The 17,603-nt window shown below is 70.6% G+C and carries 15 protein-coding genes; 10 read left to right on the top strand and 5 right to left on the bottom strand.

What is annotated here, in order from left to right; translation table 11 throughout:
• Positions 1 to 4: 4 nt before the first annotated feature.
• From AW274_RS34445 to AW274_RS34435, 3 genes are all read left to right on the top strand, one after another.
• A complete protein-coding gene (locus tag AW274_RS34445; protein WP_062441799.1) occupies positions 5 to 1,138 on the top strand; it encodes a DUF6986 family protein in 1,134 nt (377 codons plus the stop codon).
• Positions 1,139 to 1,222: 84 nt separating this feature from the next.
• A complete protein-coding gene (locus AW274_RS34440; RefSeq protein ID WP_062441796.1) occupies positions 1,223 to 1,654 on the top strand; it encodes an Hsp20/alpha crystallin family protein in 432 nt (143 codons plus the stop codon).
• A 16-nt stretch (positions 1,655 to 1,670) separates the two neighbouring features.
• Positions 1,671 to 2,018, top strand: coding sequence for a MerR family transcriptional regulator (locus AW274_RS34435; protein WP_062441793.1), 348 nt, complete (start codon positions 1,671 to 1,673; stop codon positions 2,016 to 2,018).
• Here the strand turns inward: AW274_RS34435 and AW274_RS34430 are convergent.
• From AW274_RS34430 to AW274_RS34420, 3 genes are all read right to left on the bottom strand, one after another.
• On the bottom strand, positions 2,004 to 2,681 hold the full coding sequence (locus tag AW274_RS34430; RefSeq protein WP_062441788.1) for a copper homeostasis protein CutC: 678 nt from the start codon (positions 2,679 to 2,681) through the stop codon (positions 2,004 to 2,006). The two genes, AW274_RS34435 and AW274_RS34430, sit on opposite strands and share 15 nt — an antisense overlap.
• Before the next feature lie 32 nt (positions 2,682 to 2,713).
• Positions 2,714 to 3,310, bottom strand: coding sequence for a GNAT family N-acetyltransferase (locus AW274_RS34425; protein WP_063813850.1), 597 nt, complete (start codon positions 3,308 to 3,310; stop codon positions 2,714 to 2,716).
• Positions 3,311 to 3,580: 270 nt separating this feature from the next.
• Positions 3,581 to 4,336, bottom strand: coding sequence for a GntR family transcriptional regulator (locus AW274_RS34420; RefSeq protein WP_062441785.1), 756 nt, complete (start codon positions 4,334 to 4,336; stop codon positions 3,581 to 3,583).
• A 260-nt stretch (positions 4,337 to 4,596) separates the two neighbouring features.
• Between AW274_RS34420 and AW274_RS40860 the strand changes: the two genes are divergently transcribed.
• The 7 genes from AW274_RS40860 to AW274_RS34390 all read left to right on the top strand — a co-directional run bounded on the left by AW274_RS40860 (position 4,597) and on the right by AW274_RS34390 (position 15,784).
• Positions 4,597 to 4,785 carry a hypothetical protein gene (locus tag AW274_RS40860; protein WP_157520893.1) on the top strand — a complete coding sequence of 63 codons (189 nt, stop codon included), beginning with the start codon at positions 4,597 to 4,599 and terminating at the stop codon, positions 4,783 to 4,785.
• Between the two features lie 363 nt (positions 4,786 to 5,148).
• Positions 5,149 to 5,571: a GtrA family protein gene (locus tag AW274_RS34415; RefSeq protein WP_198169547.1), complete on the top strand. Its 423-nt coding sequence runs from the start codon at positions 5,149 to 5,151 to the stop codon at positions 5,569 to 5,571.
• Positions 5,572 to 5,624: 53 nt separating this feature from the next.
• Entirely contained in the window at positions 5,625 to 7,868 is a 2,244-nt protein-coding gene (locus tag AW274_RS34410) for a glycosyltransferase family 2 protein (protein WP_198169546.1), read from the top strand.
• A complete protein-coding gene (locus tag AW274_RS34405) occupies positions 7,865 to 9,340 on the top strand; it encodes a glycosyltransferase (RefSeq protein WP_083975325.1) in 1,476 nt (491 codons plus the stop codon). The genes AW274_RS34410 and AW274_RS34405 overlap by 4 nt, the downstream gene beginning before the upstream one ends.
• 8 nt (positions 9,341 to 9,348) lie before the next feature.
• Positions 9,349 to 13,443 carry a PQQ-dependent sugar dehydrogenase gene (locus tag AW274_RS42835; protein WP_063813848.1) on the top strand — a complete coding sequence of 1,365 codons (4,095 nt, stop codon included), beginning with the start codon at positions 9,349 to 9,351 and terminating at the stop codon, positions 13,441 to 13,443.
• Positions 13,444 to 13,764: 321 nt separating this feature from the next.
• Complete coding sequence (locus AW274_RS34395; protein ID WP_063813846.1) at positions 13,765 to 14,682, top strand: NAD-dependent epimerase/dehydratase family protein; 918 nt, start codon at positions 13,765 to 13,767, stop codon at positions 14,680 to 14,682.
• A gap of 64 nt (positions 14,683 to 14,746) precedes the next feature.
• Positions 14,747 to 15,784 carry an NAD-dependent epimerase/dehydratase family protein gene (locus tag AW274_RS34390; RefSeq protein ID WP_062441778.1) on the top strand — a complete coding sequence of 346 codons (1,038 nt, stop codon included), beginning with the start codon at positions 14,747 to 14,749 and terminating at the stop codon, positions 15,782 to 15,784.
• On the opposite strand, the gene AW274_RS34385 is transcribed toward AW274_RS34390, so the two are convergent.
• Together AW274_RS34385 and AW274_RS34380 are read right to left on the bottom strand one after the other, a co-directional pair.
• The gene (locus AW274_RS34385) at positions 15,762 to 16,871 is read right to left on the bottom strand and encodes a sensor histidine kinase (protein ID WP_062441774.1); all 1,110 of its coding nucleotides are present in this window, start codon (positions 16,869 to 16,871) and stop codon (positions 15,762 to 15,764) included. The genes AW274_RS34390 and AW274_RS34385 overlap by 23 nt on opposite strands.
• Positions 16,868 to 17,554, bottom strand: coding sequence for a response regulator transcription factor (locus AW274_RS34380; RefSeq protein ID WP_198169545.1), 687 nt, complete (start codon positions 17,552 to 17,554; stop codon positions 16,868 to 16,870). The genes AW274_RS34385 and AW274_RS34380 overlap by 4 nt, the downstream gene beginning before the upstream one ends.
• Positions 17,555 to 17,603: the final 49 nt, after the last annotated feature.

Below are 17,603 nucleotides of genomic sequence, written 5' to 3'. Positions count from 1 at the left end.
GTTCGTGGAGATCAACGTCGCGGGCTTCGACAACGTCCACCGGACCCAGCAGGCGCGTTTCCCGGTCAGGGAGATCGCCTGGCAGCCGGTCCACACCGTCTACGTACCGGCCAACCTGCTGACCGCCTCGACGGTCGCCGACTGGGGCGCGGAGGCCGCCGGCCTGCTCGCGCTGACCACGCCCGGGGAGTTCGCCGAGTTGTTCGGCGGCGACGTCCACGACCGGGTGGCGCGCACGCTGGCCCGCGAGCCGATCCAGGACCTGCGGATCGACTTCGAAGACGGCTACACCGGCGCCGACGAGGACGCCGACACGCTGCGGGCCGCCGAGGCGGTGGCGGCCATGCCGGCGCTCCCCCGGCGCTGGGGCCTGCGAATCAAGTCGTTCGCCGACGGCGACCCCGGGCGGTCGCTGCGCACCCTGCGCGGCTTCCTGGCGCGGGTCGTCGAGCTCAAGGGCGGTCTGCCCGGCGGCTTCGTGATCACCTTTCCCAAGGTGCTGATGGAGTCCTACCTGGGCATGTTCGCCCGCGCGCTGGCCGAGATCGAGCACGACCTGGGCCTGCCGGCGCTGGGCTTCGAGATGCAGGTCGAGGCGCCGCAGACGATCCTGTTCCTCCAGCGCTCCCCCGACCTGGTGGCCGGTCTGCGCGGACGGCTGAAGGCGGCCCACTTCGGCGTCTTCGACTACACCGCCGCCTGTGGCCTGCCGCCGCATGAGCAGCGGCTCGACCACCCGGCCTGCGACCACGCCCGCCACGTCATGCAGACCGTGCTGCACCCCGAGGGCGTCGAGCTCTCCGACGGCTCGCTGGCCGCCGCGCCCGCCTCGGGGGCCAAGGCCGACGTGCTGGCCCTGTGGCGGCGGCACGCCGAGACGGTCCGCCACTCGCTGGCCCACGGCTACTACCAGGGCTGGGACATGCACCCCTCTCACCTGGTCAGCCGCTTCGCGGTGGTGTACGCCCACCACCTGGCGACCTACGACCAGTACAGAGCGCGGGTGGACGCCTGGCAGGCCAGCCGCCAGGAGGGCGGGATCCTCGACGAGCCCGCCACGATCAAGACCCTGGTCGCGGCGCTGCGCCGGGCCGATCTCGCTCTGGGACTTGACAGCCCTCCGGCAGAAAACCTATAACTCTGCTTGTAGGTTCTCTCTCTGACAGGAGACAGGTTGACGGGAGCCCACAGGGGCCTCCCGGATCTTCGGAGGTGATGCGCGATGTTGCTGACGTCGATCGACCCGTTCGTGCAGGAGTTCGAGCGGCAGTTCAGTCAGCTGACCCGGCAATACACGAAGGACGAGACCACCGCGGTCATGCCGATGGACGGCATCCGCCGCGCCGACGACGTGGTCCTCCGCTTCGACCTTCCCGGCATCGACCCGGGCTCGGTCGAGGTCACCGTCGACCGGGGCGTGCTGACCGTCTCGGCCCGCCGCTCGGAGGAGTTCGCCGAGGGCGAGCGCCTGTTCGTGCGGGAACGAGTCATGGGCACCTTCACCCGGCGGGTCTACCTCTCCGAGCACCTCGACGCCGAGGCCATCGAGGCCGCCTACGACAACGGCGTCCTGGCCGTCCGCATCCCGGTGCTCGAGAAGGCCAAGCCGCGCAAGATCGTGATCAGCACCGGCCACCGGGCCATCAACGGCTGAACGGGAAAGGGGGCGGATGAGCGCCGAACTGCCGGGGGCCTACCCGGTCGGCCTGTCGGCCATGGACGACGAGTTCGCCCCCATGTTCAGCGTGGGGCAGGTCGCCTCGATGCTGGAGGTGCAGCACGCGTTCCTGCGCCGCATCGACCAGCAGCACGTGGTCTCGCCCCAGCGGTCGGCCGGCGGCCAGCGCCGCTACAGCCGCCACGACATCGGCCAGATCCGGCAGGTGGTCGTCCTGATGGGCGAGGGCATGACCCTCGCGGCCGTCCGCCGGATCATCGAGCTCGAGTTCGAGGTCATCCGGCTGCGCCGCGAACGCGACGAACTCGCGGCGCGGCTGCGCGGGCTAGGCGTCGAGTAGCGCGCGCCAGCGGGCCACCCGGCGGGGGTCGACCGCCGACAACCACGACTCGCGGGCCGCGCTGCCGATGTGGAAGGCCTTGACCCCGTAGTCGAGCAGCACCGGCACGTGGTCGAACGACAACCCGCCCCCGGCCATGATCAGCGCCGCGTCGCCCGCCTCGGCGCGGGTGCGCAGCACCGGCAGCCCCTCGCCCACCCCGCGCGGGGAGCCGGAGGTCAGGATCGTGGCCAGGTTGGGCAGCAGCCGCACGGCCCGCCACCCCGCCTGGACGTCGGCCGCGTGGTCGACCGCGCGGTGGAACGTCCAGGGCAGCGGGGCGGCCGCGTGAATCAGCGCCTCGGTGGCCGCCAGGTCGACGGCCCCGTCGGCGGTGAGGAAACCGAAGACGAAACCGGCGGCGCCGGCCTCGGACATCTCGCGCACCTGGGCGCGCAACCGGGCAAGTTCCTCGTCGCCCGCGGTGAAACCGGCGTCGAGCCGGACCATCACCATCTGCGGCAACGTGCACTTCTCGGCGATCGCCGCGACCGTCTCCGCCGGCGGGGTGAGCCCGCCGACGGACATGTCGGCCACGACCTCCAGGCGATCCGCGCCGCCCTCTTCTGCGGCCACGGCGTCGCGCACGTCGAGCGCGATGACTTCAAGCAACGGTCCGGTCATGGGGGAACAGTAGCGGGTCCCATCGCGCCTCTTCAGTGGGTCAGCAGCACCTTTCCGGCGGCCGTCAGATCGCGCACCCTCGCCTCGGTGCGGCCGCCGCGCAGCCCCGCCGGACGCTCGAACAGCGCCCCCGACGCGCGGTGCGGGAGGTCGACCGTGCGGACGTGCCGGAAGCGCTGCCCCAGGTAGTAGCCCTGGAGGCGGTCGTTCTCCTTGGAGCAGTCGAGCCGCACGTGCCGCCGCCCGGCCGCCAGGGCCCGAAGGCCGGCCCAGTCGAGCAGCACCTCGCCGAGACCCCGGCCCGAGTGGGCCCGGTTCACCGCGAGCTTGTGGACGTAGAACGCCGATTCCGGACGGTCGGCCGGTGTCCAGAACTCGGCGTCGGCGTGGTCGTCGAGGGCCATCACGGCGGCCGTTTCGTCACCGACGGTCAGGACGTAGAGGACTCCCTCGTCGATCAGGGGAGAGATGCGCGCGGCCGGGAAACCGCCGCTCGGCCACTGGCGGACGCCGAGGCCGTCCAGCCACCTGGCCGCGTCCGCGAGAAGAGTGAGCACGTCGGGAAGGTCGGTGGCGTCCGCCCGGCGAAGCACAAGTTCTGCGGAGAGGTTGAGGGTGTCGATGCGCATGGGGGATCCCTTCGTTGCTGCGGGTTTACGTGTGATTACTGAGAGTGACCAATTAGGTGCGCACGGCGTCCGTCGCCCCTAAAGCACGACCTGATTGGACGAAAGGGAGGGCTAACAGCCCGTAATTAACGGCCCAATGCCAAAAGGCAGGCCTGATACCTGCGGTGGCGGCGTTTCACGCACAGGCGAGCGCCGCCCCGAGCGCGGCCCGGGGGGCGCTCGCGGCGCGACCACAGGTGAGGCGGTCCTAGATGGACGGCCTGAGTTCGGTCAATGACGTTCCAGCTCGTACCTGATCAGATGCTTGTCGGCGGGGAGCACCGACACGGCGACCCTGACTGGTGCTTCGTCAGGGTCGTACCCGACACGGACATAGACGAGAACTGGTGTACCGGGTTCTAGCTGTAGACGTGTCGATTCATCCGGAGTTGGCATACGTGCCGAAATGTCGTCGACAAAACGGACCTGGGGATGCCCCAGCTCCTCCAGGACCCGGTTGGCCCCGCGGGTGATGTTGCCGGGACGCACGATCTCGGAGTCGGCGACCAGCTTGAGGGGGTAATAGGAGTCGTTCGTGTTGTACGGCTGGCCGTCCACGTAACGCAGCCGCCGGCGCACCACGGTGAGGGCGTCGTCCTCGACGAGTTCGAGGCGGGTCGCGACGTCGTGGGGCGGCTGCACGATCTGGACTTCTATGTTCTGCTCGGCCACCCGCCCCTCGGAGGTGACGGCGTGCACGAAGGCGTCGAAGCGCGGGAAGTCGCCGCCGAGGGGTAACAGCTCGTCCTGCGGGCGCATCAGCAGGGGGCGGCGTTCACGGACGAAGGTGCCGCGCCGGCGCATGCGGAGGATGAGGCCCTCGTTCTCCAGCTCACCCAGGGCCAGGCGGACCGTGTTGCGGCTGACCTGATGGCCGTCCATGAGCTCGGTCTCGGTGGGGATCTGATCACCCGGGCGGAACTCACCCGAGTAGATGGCCTTCCGGAGTTCGGCGGCCACCTGCTGGTAGAGCGACGATCGTGCCATCTTTCCTCAATCCACCCTTTTGTGCCAACAAATCTAGACGATCTCGGTCTAACTTGGAACAACCACTTGACCCCACGGCGTGAGCGCCGCATTATCCAAACGTTGGTACAAATCCATCCAATGGGGGTGGGCCGGTGTTGGCGGTCCGTGCGGGTAGGCCTTACCTGCCCTGGCGCGATCCCTGTGAGGCGACGCGACTCCTGAGGTACGCGCTGCATCGTCAGGGCTTCACCCACACCTACCAGAGCAACGGAAATGGGATGTCCGTTCTGTCGGTATCGGCCGATCTGACCGTTTGGTGCAAGCACGGGTCGTTCGTCTGGAATGAGGATGGTCACGAGATGACGCATCCGTCCGACGACCCGGTGGGCGCGGCCCGGTTGATCGAACGCCACTACCGCGCACCGCTCGAAGAAGACGACGGTGCCCCAGTGACTCCGCGCGAATAGCGGCGCCTACGACCCCATCCCTCGCCGGGGTCGTCGGCATCCTCGCCGCTCCGCGCGGAGCGGTGCGTGTCCTGGCGGGTCCCCCACGCCCGCCAGGACACGCCACCGTTAATCCACGTATTGACTGCGCCGGGCGGCGGAGGTCTGTCCTGACCTGCCGGGACCGTTCCAAGACGGGAATTCGGCCCACACGCCATTGTCATTCGGCCGTGTCAGAAGTTCACATTCTTAACTTCTCTACAGAAGTTCTCGCTAGCTATAGTTCACGCTGTGATAACGCCACCCTTCCGCGCATGTCATGAAACTTCATGACGCTTGGCACGTACCAATCCGCGATCACCAGGCACAAGCCGTGGGGGACGAGTGGCGATTGTTCCGGATTATCACTTACGTGTGGTGCGATTTCTCCTGGTGGGTGGTTTCTGCTTCGGAGTCCAGTACCTCGCGATGACCGCAATGGCATCGGCCGGCGTCCCGTGGACCCCCGCCGATGCCATCGGTTTTCTGCTGTCAGCCCAGCTCAACTTCGTGTTGAGCTCGAAGTTCACCTGGGGGGACCGCCGTTTCCCGCTCACCGTCAAGAGGTGGTCGAGCTACAACGGCACCGCACTGCTGTCCCTCGCCGTCAACACCGGCGTTTTCGCCCTCATACATCCATTCCTGCCGACTCTCATTTCCGCTGCGATCGGTGTCCTCATCGGCACGATTGTCACCTATCTCATATGTGACAAGTTCGTATTCGCCACCCGTGAGAAGGCCCGAGAGAAGGCCGAGGCCCTCGCGTGACCCTCGAGATTCCCAGCGCGCCCCCGCGCGCCGCGCGCTTATACACCGAAGGCGTGACCGTCGTCATGCCGGCGTTCAACGAAGAGGAGAACCTGGCGGCAACGGTCGAGGACTTCCTCACCACGCTCGCCGGCATGGAGCACCGGATCGTCGTCGTCAACGACGGCTCCCCCGACGGGACCGGACGGGTGCTCGACGAGCTCGCCGAGCGCCACCCCGGCCGGGTCATCGCGGTGCACCACCAGGTCAACCAGGGCTACGGCGGCGCGGTCCGCACCGGCATCGCGGCCGCCCTCGACCAGACCGACATGCGGCGCATCCTCCTCACCGACTCCGACGGCCAGTTCAGGGCCGACGACCTGCTGACCTTCCTCCAGGTCCAGCGCGACGAGCGCGCCGACGGGGTGATCGGCTACCGCAGGCACCGCGCCGACCCGTTCGTGCGCACGGTCAACGCCTGGATCTGGACCCAGCTGAACCGGGTGCTGCTGCGCACCCGCAGCCGCGACGTCGACTGCGCGTACAAGCTGCTCGACCGCAAGCTCCTGGACGACCTGACGCTGACCGGCGAAGCCGCCGCGATCTCGCCGGAGCTGCTCGCCAAGATCGGCGCGGGCCACACGCGCATCGTCGAACACCCGGTCAACCACTACCCGCGCCGGCACGGCCACCAGACCGGCGCGTCGATCAGGGTCATCCTGCGCTCGCTCACCAGCCTCGCCGGCGTCTACCGCGACCTGGTCAGAGACGGCCTGAAGTGGCGGCGCACCCGCCGGGCGCTGACCCCCGACGACCCGCTGCTCGCCGTGGTGACGGGCCTGGCGGCCGTGTTGTCGGTCGTGGCGGCGGTCTACTACTTCAACCAGGGCGTGGTCCTCAGCTACAAGGACGCGGTCTCGCACGTGCTGATCGCGGCCCGCGTGGTCGACAGCCCGACCGCGGGCGTCGCCCAGCTCGGCGGCGTGTGGTTGCCGTTGCCGCACGTCCTGGCGGTGCCGTTCGTGTGGATCGAGTGGTTCTACACGACCGGCATGGCCTCCAGCATCGTGTCGATGATCTCGTTCGTGTTCACGGTGCGGTACCTGTACAAGATCGCCGACGGCATGGCGGGCACCCGCTGGGCGGGCGTCGCGGCGGCCGCGGTGTTCGCGCTGAACACCAACGCGCTCTACCTGCAGGCCACCCCGATGACCGAGTCGCTGCTGTTCGCCTGCATCGCGGGCGCGGTCTACCACCTGCAGGAGTGGTGCCGGACCGGCCGCTACGGCCAGATCGCCCTCTCCTCGATGTGGACGGTCCTGGCGACGCTGACCCGCTACGAGGGCTGGGTGCTCTGCCTGGCGGTCACCTGCGTCGTGGGCTACACCGCGCTGCGCCGCTGGCGCGGCTACACCCACATCGAGGCGAACCTGATCTTCTTCTCGGTGATCGCCTACAGCGGCATCGCCGCCTGGTGCGGCTGGAACTGGATCATCTTCGGCCACCCGCTCTACTGGCAGGTCGGCGAGTACGCCAAACCGTCTCTGTGGGTGACCGCCGGCGACCAGACCGTCGGCGACATCGTCGTGTCGGCCCAGACCTACCTGATCGCGATGGCCGACGACATCGGCTACGTGACGCTGGGCCTGGCGGCGCTGGGCGTGGTCCTCTACTTCGCCCGCCACCGCATCCACGCCGCCACGCTGGCGCCGTACGCGCTGCTGGCGTTCCTGCCGTTCTACGTCTTCACCCTGTACGCCGGGCAGCGCCCGCTGCACGTCGCCGAGATCCACGGCGACCTCTACAACGTGCGGTTCGGCATGGTGATGGCGCTGGGCGCGGCGGTGTTCGCGGGCTTCCTGGTCGCGTACATGAAGCAGGCTCGGCCCTTCGTGGCGGTGGCCGTGGCGGCCACGGTGCTGGCGGTGCCGGGCACCAAGACGCTGGAAGAACCGGTGGCCTACCTCAACTCCCCCGGCGGGCGGATCGACGTCGGCTCGGCCACCTGGCTGAAGGAGAACTACGACGGCGGCCGGGTGCTGATGCAGAACTTCGGCAACGAGCTCGTCACCTTCCAGTCGCAGCTGCCCCTCGGGGAGATCATCTACGAGGGGTCGTTCCGGATGTGGGAACCGGCGCTCGCCGACCCCGTCACCAGCAAGGTGCGCTGGATCTACATGCGCTCGTCACGCGGCGCGGAGGACGGCGTCTACACCTCGCTGCACGGCACGCCGGTCCTCGACGAGAACTACCAGCTCCTCTACCAGGACGCCGACCGCCTGATCTACCGCGCCATCCGAACGGAGACCGTGCGATGAGCACCACCGCCGTCATTCCCGACGAACTGAGCGCGCGCCGGCTGCTCAGCCGCGGCCAGGCGGTCACCGGCACGCTGGTGATCGCCCTGCTGGCCGGGGCGCTGACGCTGCACGTCGTCACCGGCTGGGGCCCCGGCCCGATCTGGTACGGCCAGGCCGCCGTCGCGATCGTCACCGCGATCTACGTCGCCGTCATCGCCTTCAAGCTCGCCATGGTGTTCGGCGCGTGGGGCTCGCCGGTGCTCCGCTTCGAGCCCTCCGACATCGACACCATCCCCCGGGAGATGTTGCCCCTCTACACCGTCCTGGTGCCGCTGCACCGGGAGGCGGAGGTGCTGCCGTACCTGCTCAAGCGGTTGTCCCAGATGGACTACCCGGCCGACAAGCTGCAGATCCTGCTGCTGATCGAGGAGGACGACGACGCCACCCGCGGCGCGCTGGCCACGATCGACCTGCTGCCGCAGTTCGAGGTCGTGATCATCCCCCACTCCAACCCGAAGACGAAGCCGAAGGCGTGCAACGTCGGGCTGGAGAAGGCACGCGGCGAGTTCTGCGTCATCTACGACGCCGAGGACCGGCCCGACCCCGACCAGCTGCGCAAGTCGGTGCTGGCGTTCCGGCTGCTGGCCGACCGCGTGGTGTGCGTCCAGGCCGAGCTCCAGTACTGGAACCCGTGGACGAACTGGCTCACCCAGTGCTTCGCGGCCGAGTACGCCACCAACTTCTCCCTGTCGCTGCGCGGCCTCGACCGGCACCGGCTGGCCATCCCGCTGGGCGGCACCTCCAACCACTTCCGCACCGACGCGCTGCGCGCGCTGGGCGGCTGGGACGCCTACAACGTCACCGAGGACGCCGACCTCGGCATCCGCATCGCCCGGCGCGGCTGGGACGTGCGCATGATGGTGTCGGTCACCGAGGAGGAGGCCAACAGCCACCTGGGCAACTGGGTGCGGCAGCGCTCGCGGTGGATCAAGGGCTACATCCAGACGTGGCTGGTGCACACCCGCCACCCCGTCAAGTTGTGGCGCGAGCTCGGCACCCGCCGCTGGATCGCCTTCCACCTGACGCTCGGCTTCTCCACGTTCACCACGCTGGTCAACCCGTTCTTCTGGGTGATGACGCTGGTGTACGTCTTCACCGGCACCCAGTACATCGAGGCGCTGTTCCCGGCCGTGGTGCTCTACCTCGGCGTGCTGACGATGATCCTCGGCAACTTCCTGATGATGTACTGCCTGATGACCGGCTGCATGGAGCGCGGGCTGCACCGGGCGGTCAGGGCGATGCTCACCGTCCCGCTCTACTGGGGCCTGATGAGCGTCGCGGCGTACAAGGCGTTCTTCCAGCTGCTGCGCCCCTCGCGGCGGCACTACTGGGAGCTCACCGAGCACGGCCTGGTCGACCACGCCTCGGCCCACGAGGACGAGACCGCCTCCCGGCCCGCCCCGGCCCCACTGCCGGCCCTCACCGACTAGGCACCACCATGCGCACCCTCACCGCGTTACTGCTCCTTGTCGCGCTCGTCGTCGTGCCCGCGCCGGCGGCCCACGCCGGGCCTCCGGTGGAGTTCGACAAGACCCTGCTCGCCGACGGCCTCGACATGCCGACGGCCTTCCGGTTCGCGCCCGACGGCCGGATCCTCATCGGCGAGAAGAACGGCGCCATCAAGCTGATCAAGAACGGCGTGCTCCAGACGACGCCGATGATCACCCTCCCGACGGCCGGCGCCGACGAGCGCGGCCTGCTCGGGCTGGAGCTCGACCCCGACTTCGCCACGAACCACTTCGTGTACGTCGCCTACACCCGCAGCGACAACTTCAACCGGCTGAGCCGCTTCACCGTCACCGGCGACACCATCGCGGCGGCCTCGGAGCTGGTGCTCGTCCAGTCGAACCAGCAGTCGAACGTGTTCCACCACGGCGGCGAGCTGCGGTTCCTCCCGGACGGCAAGTTGTACTGGTCGCTGGGGATGAACACCTACAACCCCAACTCCCAGAACCTCGGCACCCCGCACGGCAAGATCCTGCGCGTCAACAAGGACGGCTCGATCCCGCCGGACAACCCGTTCGCCGCCACCCCGGGCGCCGAGCGGGCGATCTGGGCCTACGGCCTGCGCAACCCGTTCAGATGGGACGTGGTGCCGAGCGGCCCCAACGCCGGGAAGATCCTCACCGGCGACGTCGGCGGCTCGGAGTGGGAGGAGATCAACCTCGTCGAGAAGGGCGCCAACTACGGCTGGCCCCTCGCGGAGGGCTTCTGCGCCGGGTGCGGCTACGCCAACCCGGTCTACACCTACCCGCACACCGCTCCCCCGGCCGCGGCCGGGTCGGTGACCTCGCTGGAGATCTACACCGGCGGCACGTTCCCGGAGGAGTACGACAACGCGGTCTTCTTCGCCGACTACACGCTCGGGTTCATCAAGTACCTGAAGATGGATGACGAGTTCAAGAGCGTCATCTCGGTCAACGACTTCGACCTGAACGCCGGCACGCCGGTGCAGCTCTCGACCGGCCCCGACGGCAACCTCTACCAGCTCGACATCTACCCGGGCGCGTTCTACAAGATCGCCCCCTCGGGCGGCAACCGCGCGCCGGTGGCCAAGGCGGCGGCCACGCCCTCCGACGGCCTCGGGCCGCTGGAGGTGCACTTCTCCTCGCTCGGGTCGGGCGACCCCGACGAGGGCGACGAGGTGACGTACCTGTGGGACTTCAAGGACGGCACGACCTCGGCCGAGGCGAGCCCGACGCACACGTACACGACCAACGGCGCCTACGACGTCACGCTGACGGTCAGCGACGGCGCGAAGTCGACGCGGGCGGCGGTGCGGGTCACCGTCGGGAACCGGCGGCCGACCGGCACCATCACCGCGCCCGTCTCGCTGTCGACCTACGACGCCGGTGACGTCATCGCCTACGCGGCCACCGGTAGCGACCCCGAGGACGGCACGCTGCCGGCCTCGGCGTTCTCGTGGTCGGTGATCTTCCACCACGCCGACCACGTGCACCCGTTCCTCGGGCCGGTGAACGGGGTGCGCGGCGGCACGTTCACGATCCCGCGCGTCGCCGACAACGTCGCCACGACCTGGTATCGCGTGCAGCTCACGGTGACCGACGCGGGCGGGCTCAAGCACACCTCGTTCGTCGACGTGAAACCCAACCTGGTCGAGCTGACCTTCACCTCCGACCCGCTCGGGCCGACGTACACGGTCGACGGCGTGCCGTTCACCGGGACCAAGGTGGAGCAGGCGGTCGTGGGGGTCGAGCGGGTGCTGAGCGCCCCGGCGACCCAGTTCTGGAACGGCAGGCAGTACGCCTGGCAGGGCTGGTCGGACGAGGGCGAGATCACCCACACGATCGTCACCCCCGGCGAGGACGCCGCCTACGGCGCGGACTTCCTGGAGCTGACCCAGCCGCCCGCCCCGTGGGCCAGCGCCGACATCGGCCCGCGCACGGTCGCCGGGACGACCTATTACGACGCCGGGTCGTTCACGATCAAGGGCGGCGGCAACGACGTCTGGGACCAGACCGACGAGTTCCGGTACGTCTTCCAGCCGCTCCAGGGCGACGGCACCGTCATCGCCAAGCTCACCGACCAGACGAACACCCATCCGTGGGCCAAGGCCGGGATCATGATCAAGGAGTCGGCCACCCCGATGGCCCCCTACGCGGCCGTGGCCCTGACGCCCGAGAACGGCATGCACTTCCAGTACGGCTTCCAGGGCGACGGCGGCGGCTACCCGTCGCTGGGCGGCTGGATGAAGCTGACCCGGACCGGGAACGTGTTCACCGCCTACCGCTCCGCCGACGGCGTCGTGTGGACGGCGATCGGCACCACCACGCTCCCGATGGCCGCCCAGGCGACCATCGGCCTGTGGGTCAGCTCCCACGACATGACCGCGCTCAGCGAGGCGGTCTTCGAGAACGTCCAGGTCACCCAGGGGTCGACGGTCGGCCCGGCGCCCTCGCCGTGGACCCGCGCCGACGTCGACGGGGCGACCCCGGCGGGCTCGGCGACCTACGACACGGCGACCGGGACGTACACGGTCAACGGCGGCGGCACCGACGTGTGGGCCGACACCGAGGAGCACTCGTTCCTCCACCGGCCGCTGACCGGCGACGGCTCGATCACCGCCCGGGTCACCTCCCAGTCGGAGACCGCGCCGTGGGCCAAGGCGGGCCTCATGATCAGGGGCACGTCGGCGTACGCCGACCTGTTCGTCACCCCCGAGAACGGCATGCACTTCCAGACCTCCGACCCGTCGTCGGTGGTCGGCGGCCCGTTCACGTTCCCCGACGCGTGGGTCCGCCTGACGCGCGAGGGCGACGTGATCAAGGCGTTCCGGTCGCCCGACGGGGAGACCTGGACCCCGGTCGGCCAGCACACCCTGCCCGGCCTGCCCGAGACGGTCTCAGCCGGCCTGTTCGTGACCGCCCACCGCGACGGCACCGTGCTCGGCACGGCGACCTTCGACCACGTCACGTTCGAGTCGGCCGACGACAACGGACTTCCCGCGTTGTGGACGGGCGGCGACGTGGGCGACCCGGTGCTGCCCGGCTCGTCCGGGGAGCTCGGCGGCGTGTTCAGCATCACGGCGGGCGGCGACGACGTGTGGGGCGCGACCGACCAGATGCACTTCGTCCGGCGCTCCCTGACGGGCGACGGCGCCGTCGTCGCCCGGGTGAACTCGCTGACCCGCGCCGAGGCGTGGACCAAGGCGGGGATCATGTTCAAGGAGACGACCGTGTCCGGGTCGCCGTACGCGGCGCTGCTGCTGAGCGCCGACCACGGCGTCCACCTCCAGACGACCGGCGAACACGACGTGACCGGCTCCGGCCTGGAGCCCCCCGACGTGTGGCTGAAACTGGTCAGGGCCGGGAACACGTTCACCGCCTTCGACTCCGCCGACGGCCTGACCTGGACCCGCGTCGGCGCCCGGACGGTGACCATGGCCGCGGCGGCCCAGGTCGGCCTGTTCGCCGTCTCCCACGACGGCAGCCAGACGACCACGGCGACGTTCTCCGACGTGACCGTGACCCCGGCCAACACGACCGGCCTGCCGAGCGGCTGGAACTCCGTCGACATCGGGTCCCCTGCTCTGGCCGGCACCGCCAGCGTCAACGGCCGGACCTTCACCGTCTCCGGCGCGGGCGGCGACGTGTGGGGCACCGCCGACCAGATGCACTACGTCCACCGCGACCTCCCGGCGAACGGCACGATCGTGGCCCGCGTCATCAGCCAGGAGAACACCGACGACTGGGCCAAGTCGGGCCTGATGATCAAATCCGCGGCGACGGCGCTGTCGCCGTACTCCGGGGTGTTCCTGACCCCGGCGCACGGCATCCACCAGCAGGCCAACTTCAGCTCCGACGCGGACGGCGGAGCCGCCACGGCACCCGTGTGGTTGCGGGTGTCCCGGGTGGGGTCGACGGTGACCACCTACCGGTCGGCGAACGGCGAAGACTGGACGGCGATCGGCACGGCGACCCTGGCCGGTCCGGCGACGATCGGGCTCTTCGTCTGCTCCCATGAGGCGGGACAGCTCAACACGACGGTCTTCGACCAGGTCTTGGTGAGCTGAACCGCTCGATATATGGCCGGGCGCCTTCCTTCCGGGGAAGGCGCCCGGCCCCTTTGTTCCCCGGTTTAGTCTTTCGGCGTGTCGACGACACCGAGATACCGGGGCTGCGTCCGACGCTCTCCTTCATCGACCATCGGCACACCGGCCGGGCAGGGCGGGACGAAGCTCTGAGCTGGAGCTGACGTCCGACGACGAGCTGCTGGCCCGTTTCCACACCGAGCTGACACGGTTCGAGCGCCACATGTTGTCGGCCGGCTGACCAAAACCCTTCCAGCGGCGCGGGAACACGGCGCTGACCTGCGGGTTCCGTAGTTTTCTGGCATGCGAGTTCTCGTCACAGGAGCAGCCGGGTTCATCGGCTCCCACGTCGTCGCCGCGCTCACCGCCGCCGGTCACGAACCCGTTCTCGGTGCGGACCTGCGCGGTGTCGACGCCGTCTGTCATCAGGCCGAAGCGGCGGGATCGGGTTTCGGGGACGCGCCCGCGATCGTGGCGGGCAACAGTCACGCCACCGCCGTGTTGCTGAAGGCCATGGCCGAGGCGAAGGTCCTGCGGCTGGTGCAGGCCGGGTCGGTGGCGGTCTACGGCGAGGGCCGTCACCACTGCCCCTCCCACGGCGTGGTCCACCCCGGGCCCCGCGAGCTCGCCGACCTCGCCGCGGGCCGGTTCGAGCCGCTGTGCCCGTGGTGCGGCGCCGAGCTGCGCCCGGGGCTGACCGGGGAGGACTCCCCCACCCACCCGATCGACGTGCACGCCGCCACCAAGCTCGCGCAGGAGCACCTCGCCGCCTCCTGGGCCCGTGCCACCGGCGGGACCGCCATCACGCTGCGCTACCACGACGTCTACGGCCCGGGTCACCTCCCGTCCGCGGTCCCCGAGGACGGCCGGCAGCGGCGGGACTTCGTGCACGTCAGGGACGTCGCGGCGGCGAACCTGGCCGCGCTGGTCGCCGAACGGCCCCGGGGCGGGCATTCGGCGTACAACACCGGCAGTGGCGAGCCCCGGACGGTGGGAGCGGCGGCCGTCGCGGCGGGGCGGCCGAGGCCGGTGGCGAGCGGGGGGTTCCGGCTCGGGGACGTGCGGCACATCACGGCCGACTCGGCGCGGTTGCGGCGGGAGCTCGGGTGGGTGCCCCGGGTGCGCTTCGCCCAGGGGGTGGCGGAGGCCGTGCGGCCGCAGGCGCGGTGTGAGCCCGCCTTCCTGCTCGACCATCCCGCCTTCGGCTTCGTGCGGGTGTGACGGAACCCTTACGGCCCGGCGCGGGAACCTCCGCCGGGGCGTGGTGTTCCGTAGCGTCCCTGACATGCGAGTTCTCGTCACAGGAGGAGCCGGGTTCATCGGCTCGCACATCGTCGCCGCGCTCACCGCCGCCGGGCACGAGCCGATCGTGTACGACGTCCGGGAGCCCGAGGTCCCCGACGCCGCGTTCGTCCGGGGCGACGTCCGCGACGCCGGGGCGCTCACGGACGTGCTGAAAGGGGTCGAGGCGGTCTGTCACCAGGCCGCGAAGGTCGGGCTCGGGTCGGACTTCGGCGACGCGCCCGACTACGTGTCGTGCAACGACCACGGCACCGCCGTGCTGCTGTCGGTGATGGCGGAGCTGGGGGTGTCCCGGCTGGTCCAGGCGGGGTCGATGGTCGTGTACGGCGAGGGCCGCTACGTCTGCCCCGGCCACGGCGTCGTGCGGCCCGGCCCCCGGGACGTGGCCGACCTGGAGGCGGGCCGGTTCGAGCCGCGCTGCCCGCTCTGCGGCGCGGAGATGTCGCCGGGCCTGGTGACCGAGGACGCCCCGGTCGACCCGCGCAACGTCTACGCCACCACCAAGCTCGCCCAGGAGCACCTGGCCGCCGCGTGGGCGCGGGCGACCGGCGGCCGGGCGCTGTCGCTGCGCTACCACAACGTCTACGGGCCGGGCATGCCGCGCGACACCCCCTACGCCGGGGTGGCGTCGTTCTTCCGGTCGGCGCTGGAGCGCGGGGAGGCGCCCCGGGTGTTCGAGGACGGCGGGCAGCGCCGCGACTTCGTCCACGTCAGAGACGTCGCGACGGCCAACCTGGCCGCACTGGACGCGGTCGGCGACCAGCCCGAGGGGCGGCACGCCGCCTACAACGCCGGGAGCGGCCACCCGCACACCGTCGGCGAGATGGCGACCGCGCTGGCGGCCGCGTTCGGCGGCCCGATGCCGGTCGTGACCGGCGAATACCGGCTGGGCGACGTGCGGCACATCACGGCCGACTCCGCGCGGCTCCGGCGCGACCTGGGCTGGAAGCCCTCGGTCGAGTTCGCCGACGGGGTGGTGGAGTTCGCCGCCGCGCCGCTCAGGTCACCAGCGGCAGGGTGACCTCGAACCGGCAGCCGCCGGGCACGTTGCGGACGTCGGCCCGGCCCGCGTGGGCCTCGACGATGCCGCGGACGATCGCCAGCCCGAGCCCCGCCCCGGCGGGCGGGGTGCGGGCGGCGGTGCCGCGCCAGCCGGTGTCGAACACCCTCGGCAGGTCGTCGGCGGGGATGCCGCCGCACCCGTCGGTGACGGCCAGCACCGCGTTCTCCCCGTGCCTGACCGCGCTCACGGCGACCGTGCCGTCGGCCGGGGTGTGCCTGATCGCGTTGACGAGCAGGTTGGCCAGCACCCGGGTCATCTCCTTGCCGTCGACCTCGACCGGGACGTGGTCGAGGTCGTCGCCGACCAGGCGCACGCCGCGTTCCTCGGCCAGCGGGGCGGCGCCCAGCAGCGCGTCGGCGGCGAGGTCGCGCAGCGAGAGCCGGGCCGGCACGGGCAGGAACGCCCCCGCCTGGATGCGCGACAGCTCGAACAGGTCGCCGACCATCGTCGTCAGGCGGTCGACCTCGGCGCGGATCTGCCGGTGGTAGCGGGCGGGGTCGTCGGCGACGCCGTCCTCCAGCGCCTCGGCCATGGCGCGCAGGCCGGTCAGCGGGGTGCGCAGGTCGTGGGAGATCCACGCGACCAGTTCGCGGCGCGAGGACTCCAGGGCCCGTTCGCGCGCCCGCGAGGCGGCCAGCTTCTCGCTGGTGGCGGCCAGTTCCCTGGCCAGGCCGGCGAGTTCGGCGGTCGCGGGGGCGGCCGGGGCGGCGAAGTCGCCGGCGTCGCCGAAGTCGCGGGCGGCGCGGGCCAGGTCGTGGCTGCGGGCCACCACCCAGCGGCCCAGCAGCAGCGCGGTCGCCAGCGACACCACGGCGGCCATCGTGATGACCAGCGTCACCACGGTCAGGTCGTGGGGCGACAGGAACATCGCCCAGGCCACGGCGAGCGTGCCGGCCAGCATCGCGGTGACCGCCACGATCGCGACGACGGTCAGGGAGACCGTCACCGACCGGTGCCGCAGCGGCATCAGCACGGCCGCGCCCGCGAGCCCGGCGAAGACCGCGCCGGCGAACGCGAACAGGGCGATGAGCAGCAGGTCCCTCATCGGGCGTCTCCCGGGTCGAAGCGGTAGCCCACACCCCAGACGGTGTGGATGAGGCGGGGCCGGGCCGGATCGTCCTCGATCTTCCCGCGCAGCCTCCTGACGTGGACGGTCACCGTCGACAGGTCGCCGAAGTCCCACCCCCACACCTCGCGCATCAGGCTCTCGCGGGTGTGCGCCCGGTAGGGGTGGGCCAGGAAGTGGGCCAGCAGGTCGAACTCCCGCAGGGTCAGGGTCAGCTCGACGCCGTCCTTCTGGGCGCGGTGGGTCGCCGGGTCGACGGTCAGCCCGGCCGCGCGCAACGGTCCGGGCGGCCCCGGCTGGACGGCCCGGCTGCGCCGCAGCACCGACTCGACCCGCAGCACCAGCTCCCGTGGGCTGAACGGCTTGGTCACGTAGTCGTCGGCGCCCACTTCGAGGCCGGTGATGCGGTCGTCCTCCTCGCCCCGGGCGGTCAGCATGATCACCGGCACCGCGCTGGCCGCGCGCAGGCGGCGGCACACCTCCAGCCCGTCGAGGCCGGGCAGCATGAGATCGAGCACGACCAGGTCGGGCCTGCCGCGCAGCGCCAGGTCGAGCCCAGCAGGCCCGTCGGCGGCCCGGTCGACGGTGTGCCCGGCGACCCGCAGATAGTCGGCCACAACGCCGGCGACGGTCGGGTCGTCCTCCACGACCAGGATCCTCATGTGCCCAGCCTGGCACCGAAGAGCATGCATAACGGACGGCGTCCGCGTT

This window comes from Herbidospora daliensis, assembly GCF_001570585.1.
GTDB classification, from domain to species: Bacteria; Actinomycetota; Actinomycetes; order Streptosporangiales; family Streptosporangiaceae; genus Herbidospora; species Herbidospora daliensis.
This window is presented reverse-complemented; position numbering and strand designations above follow the sequence as displayed.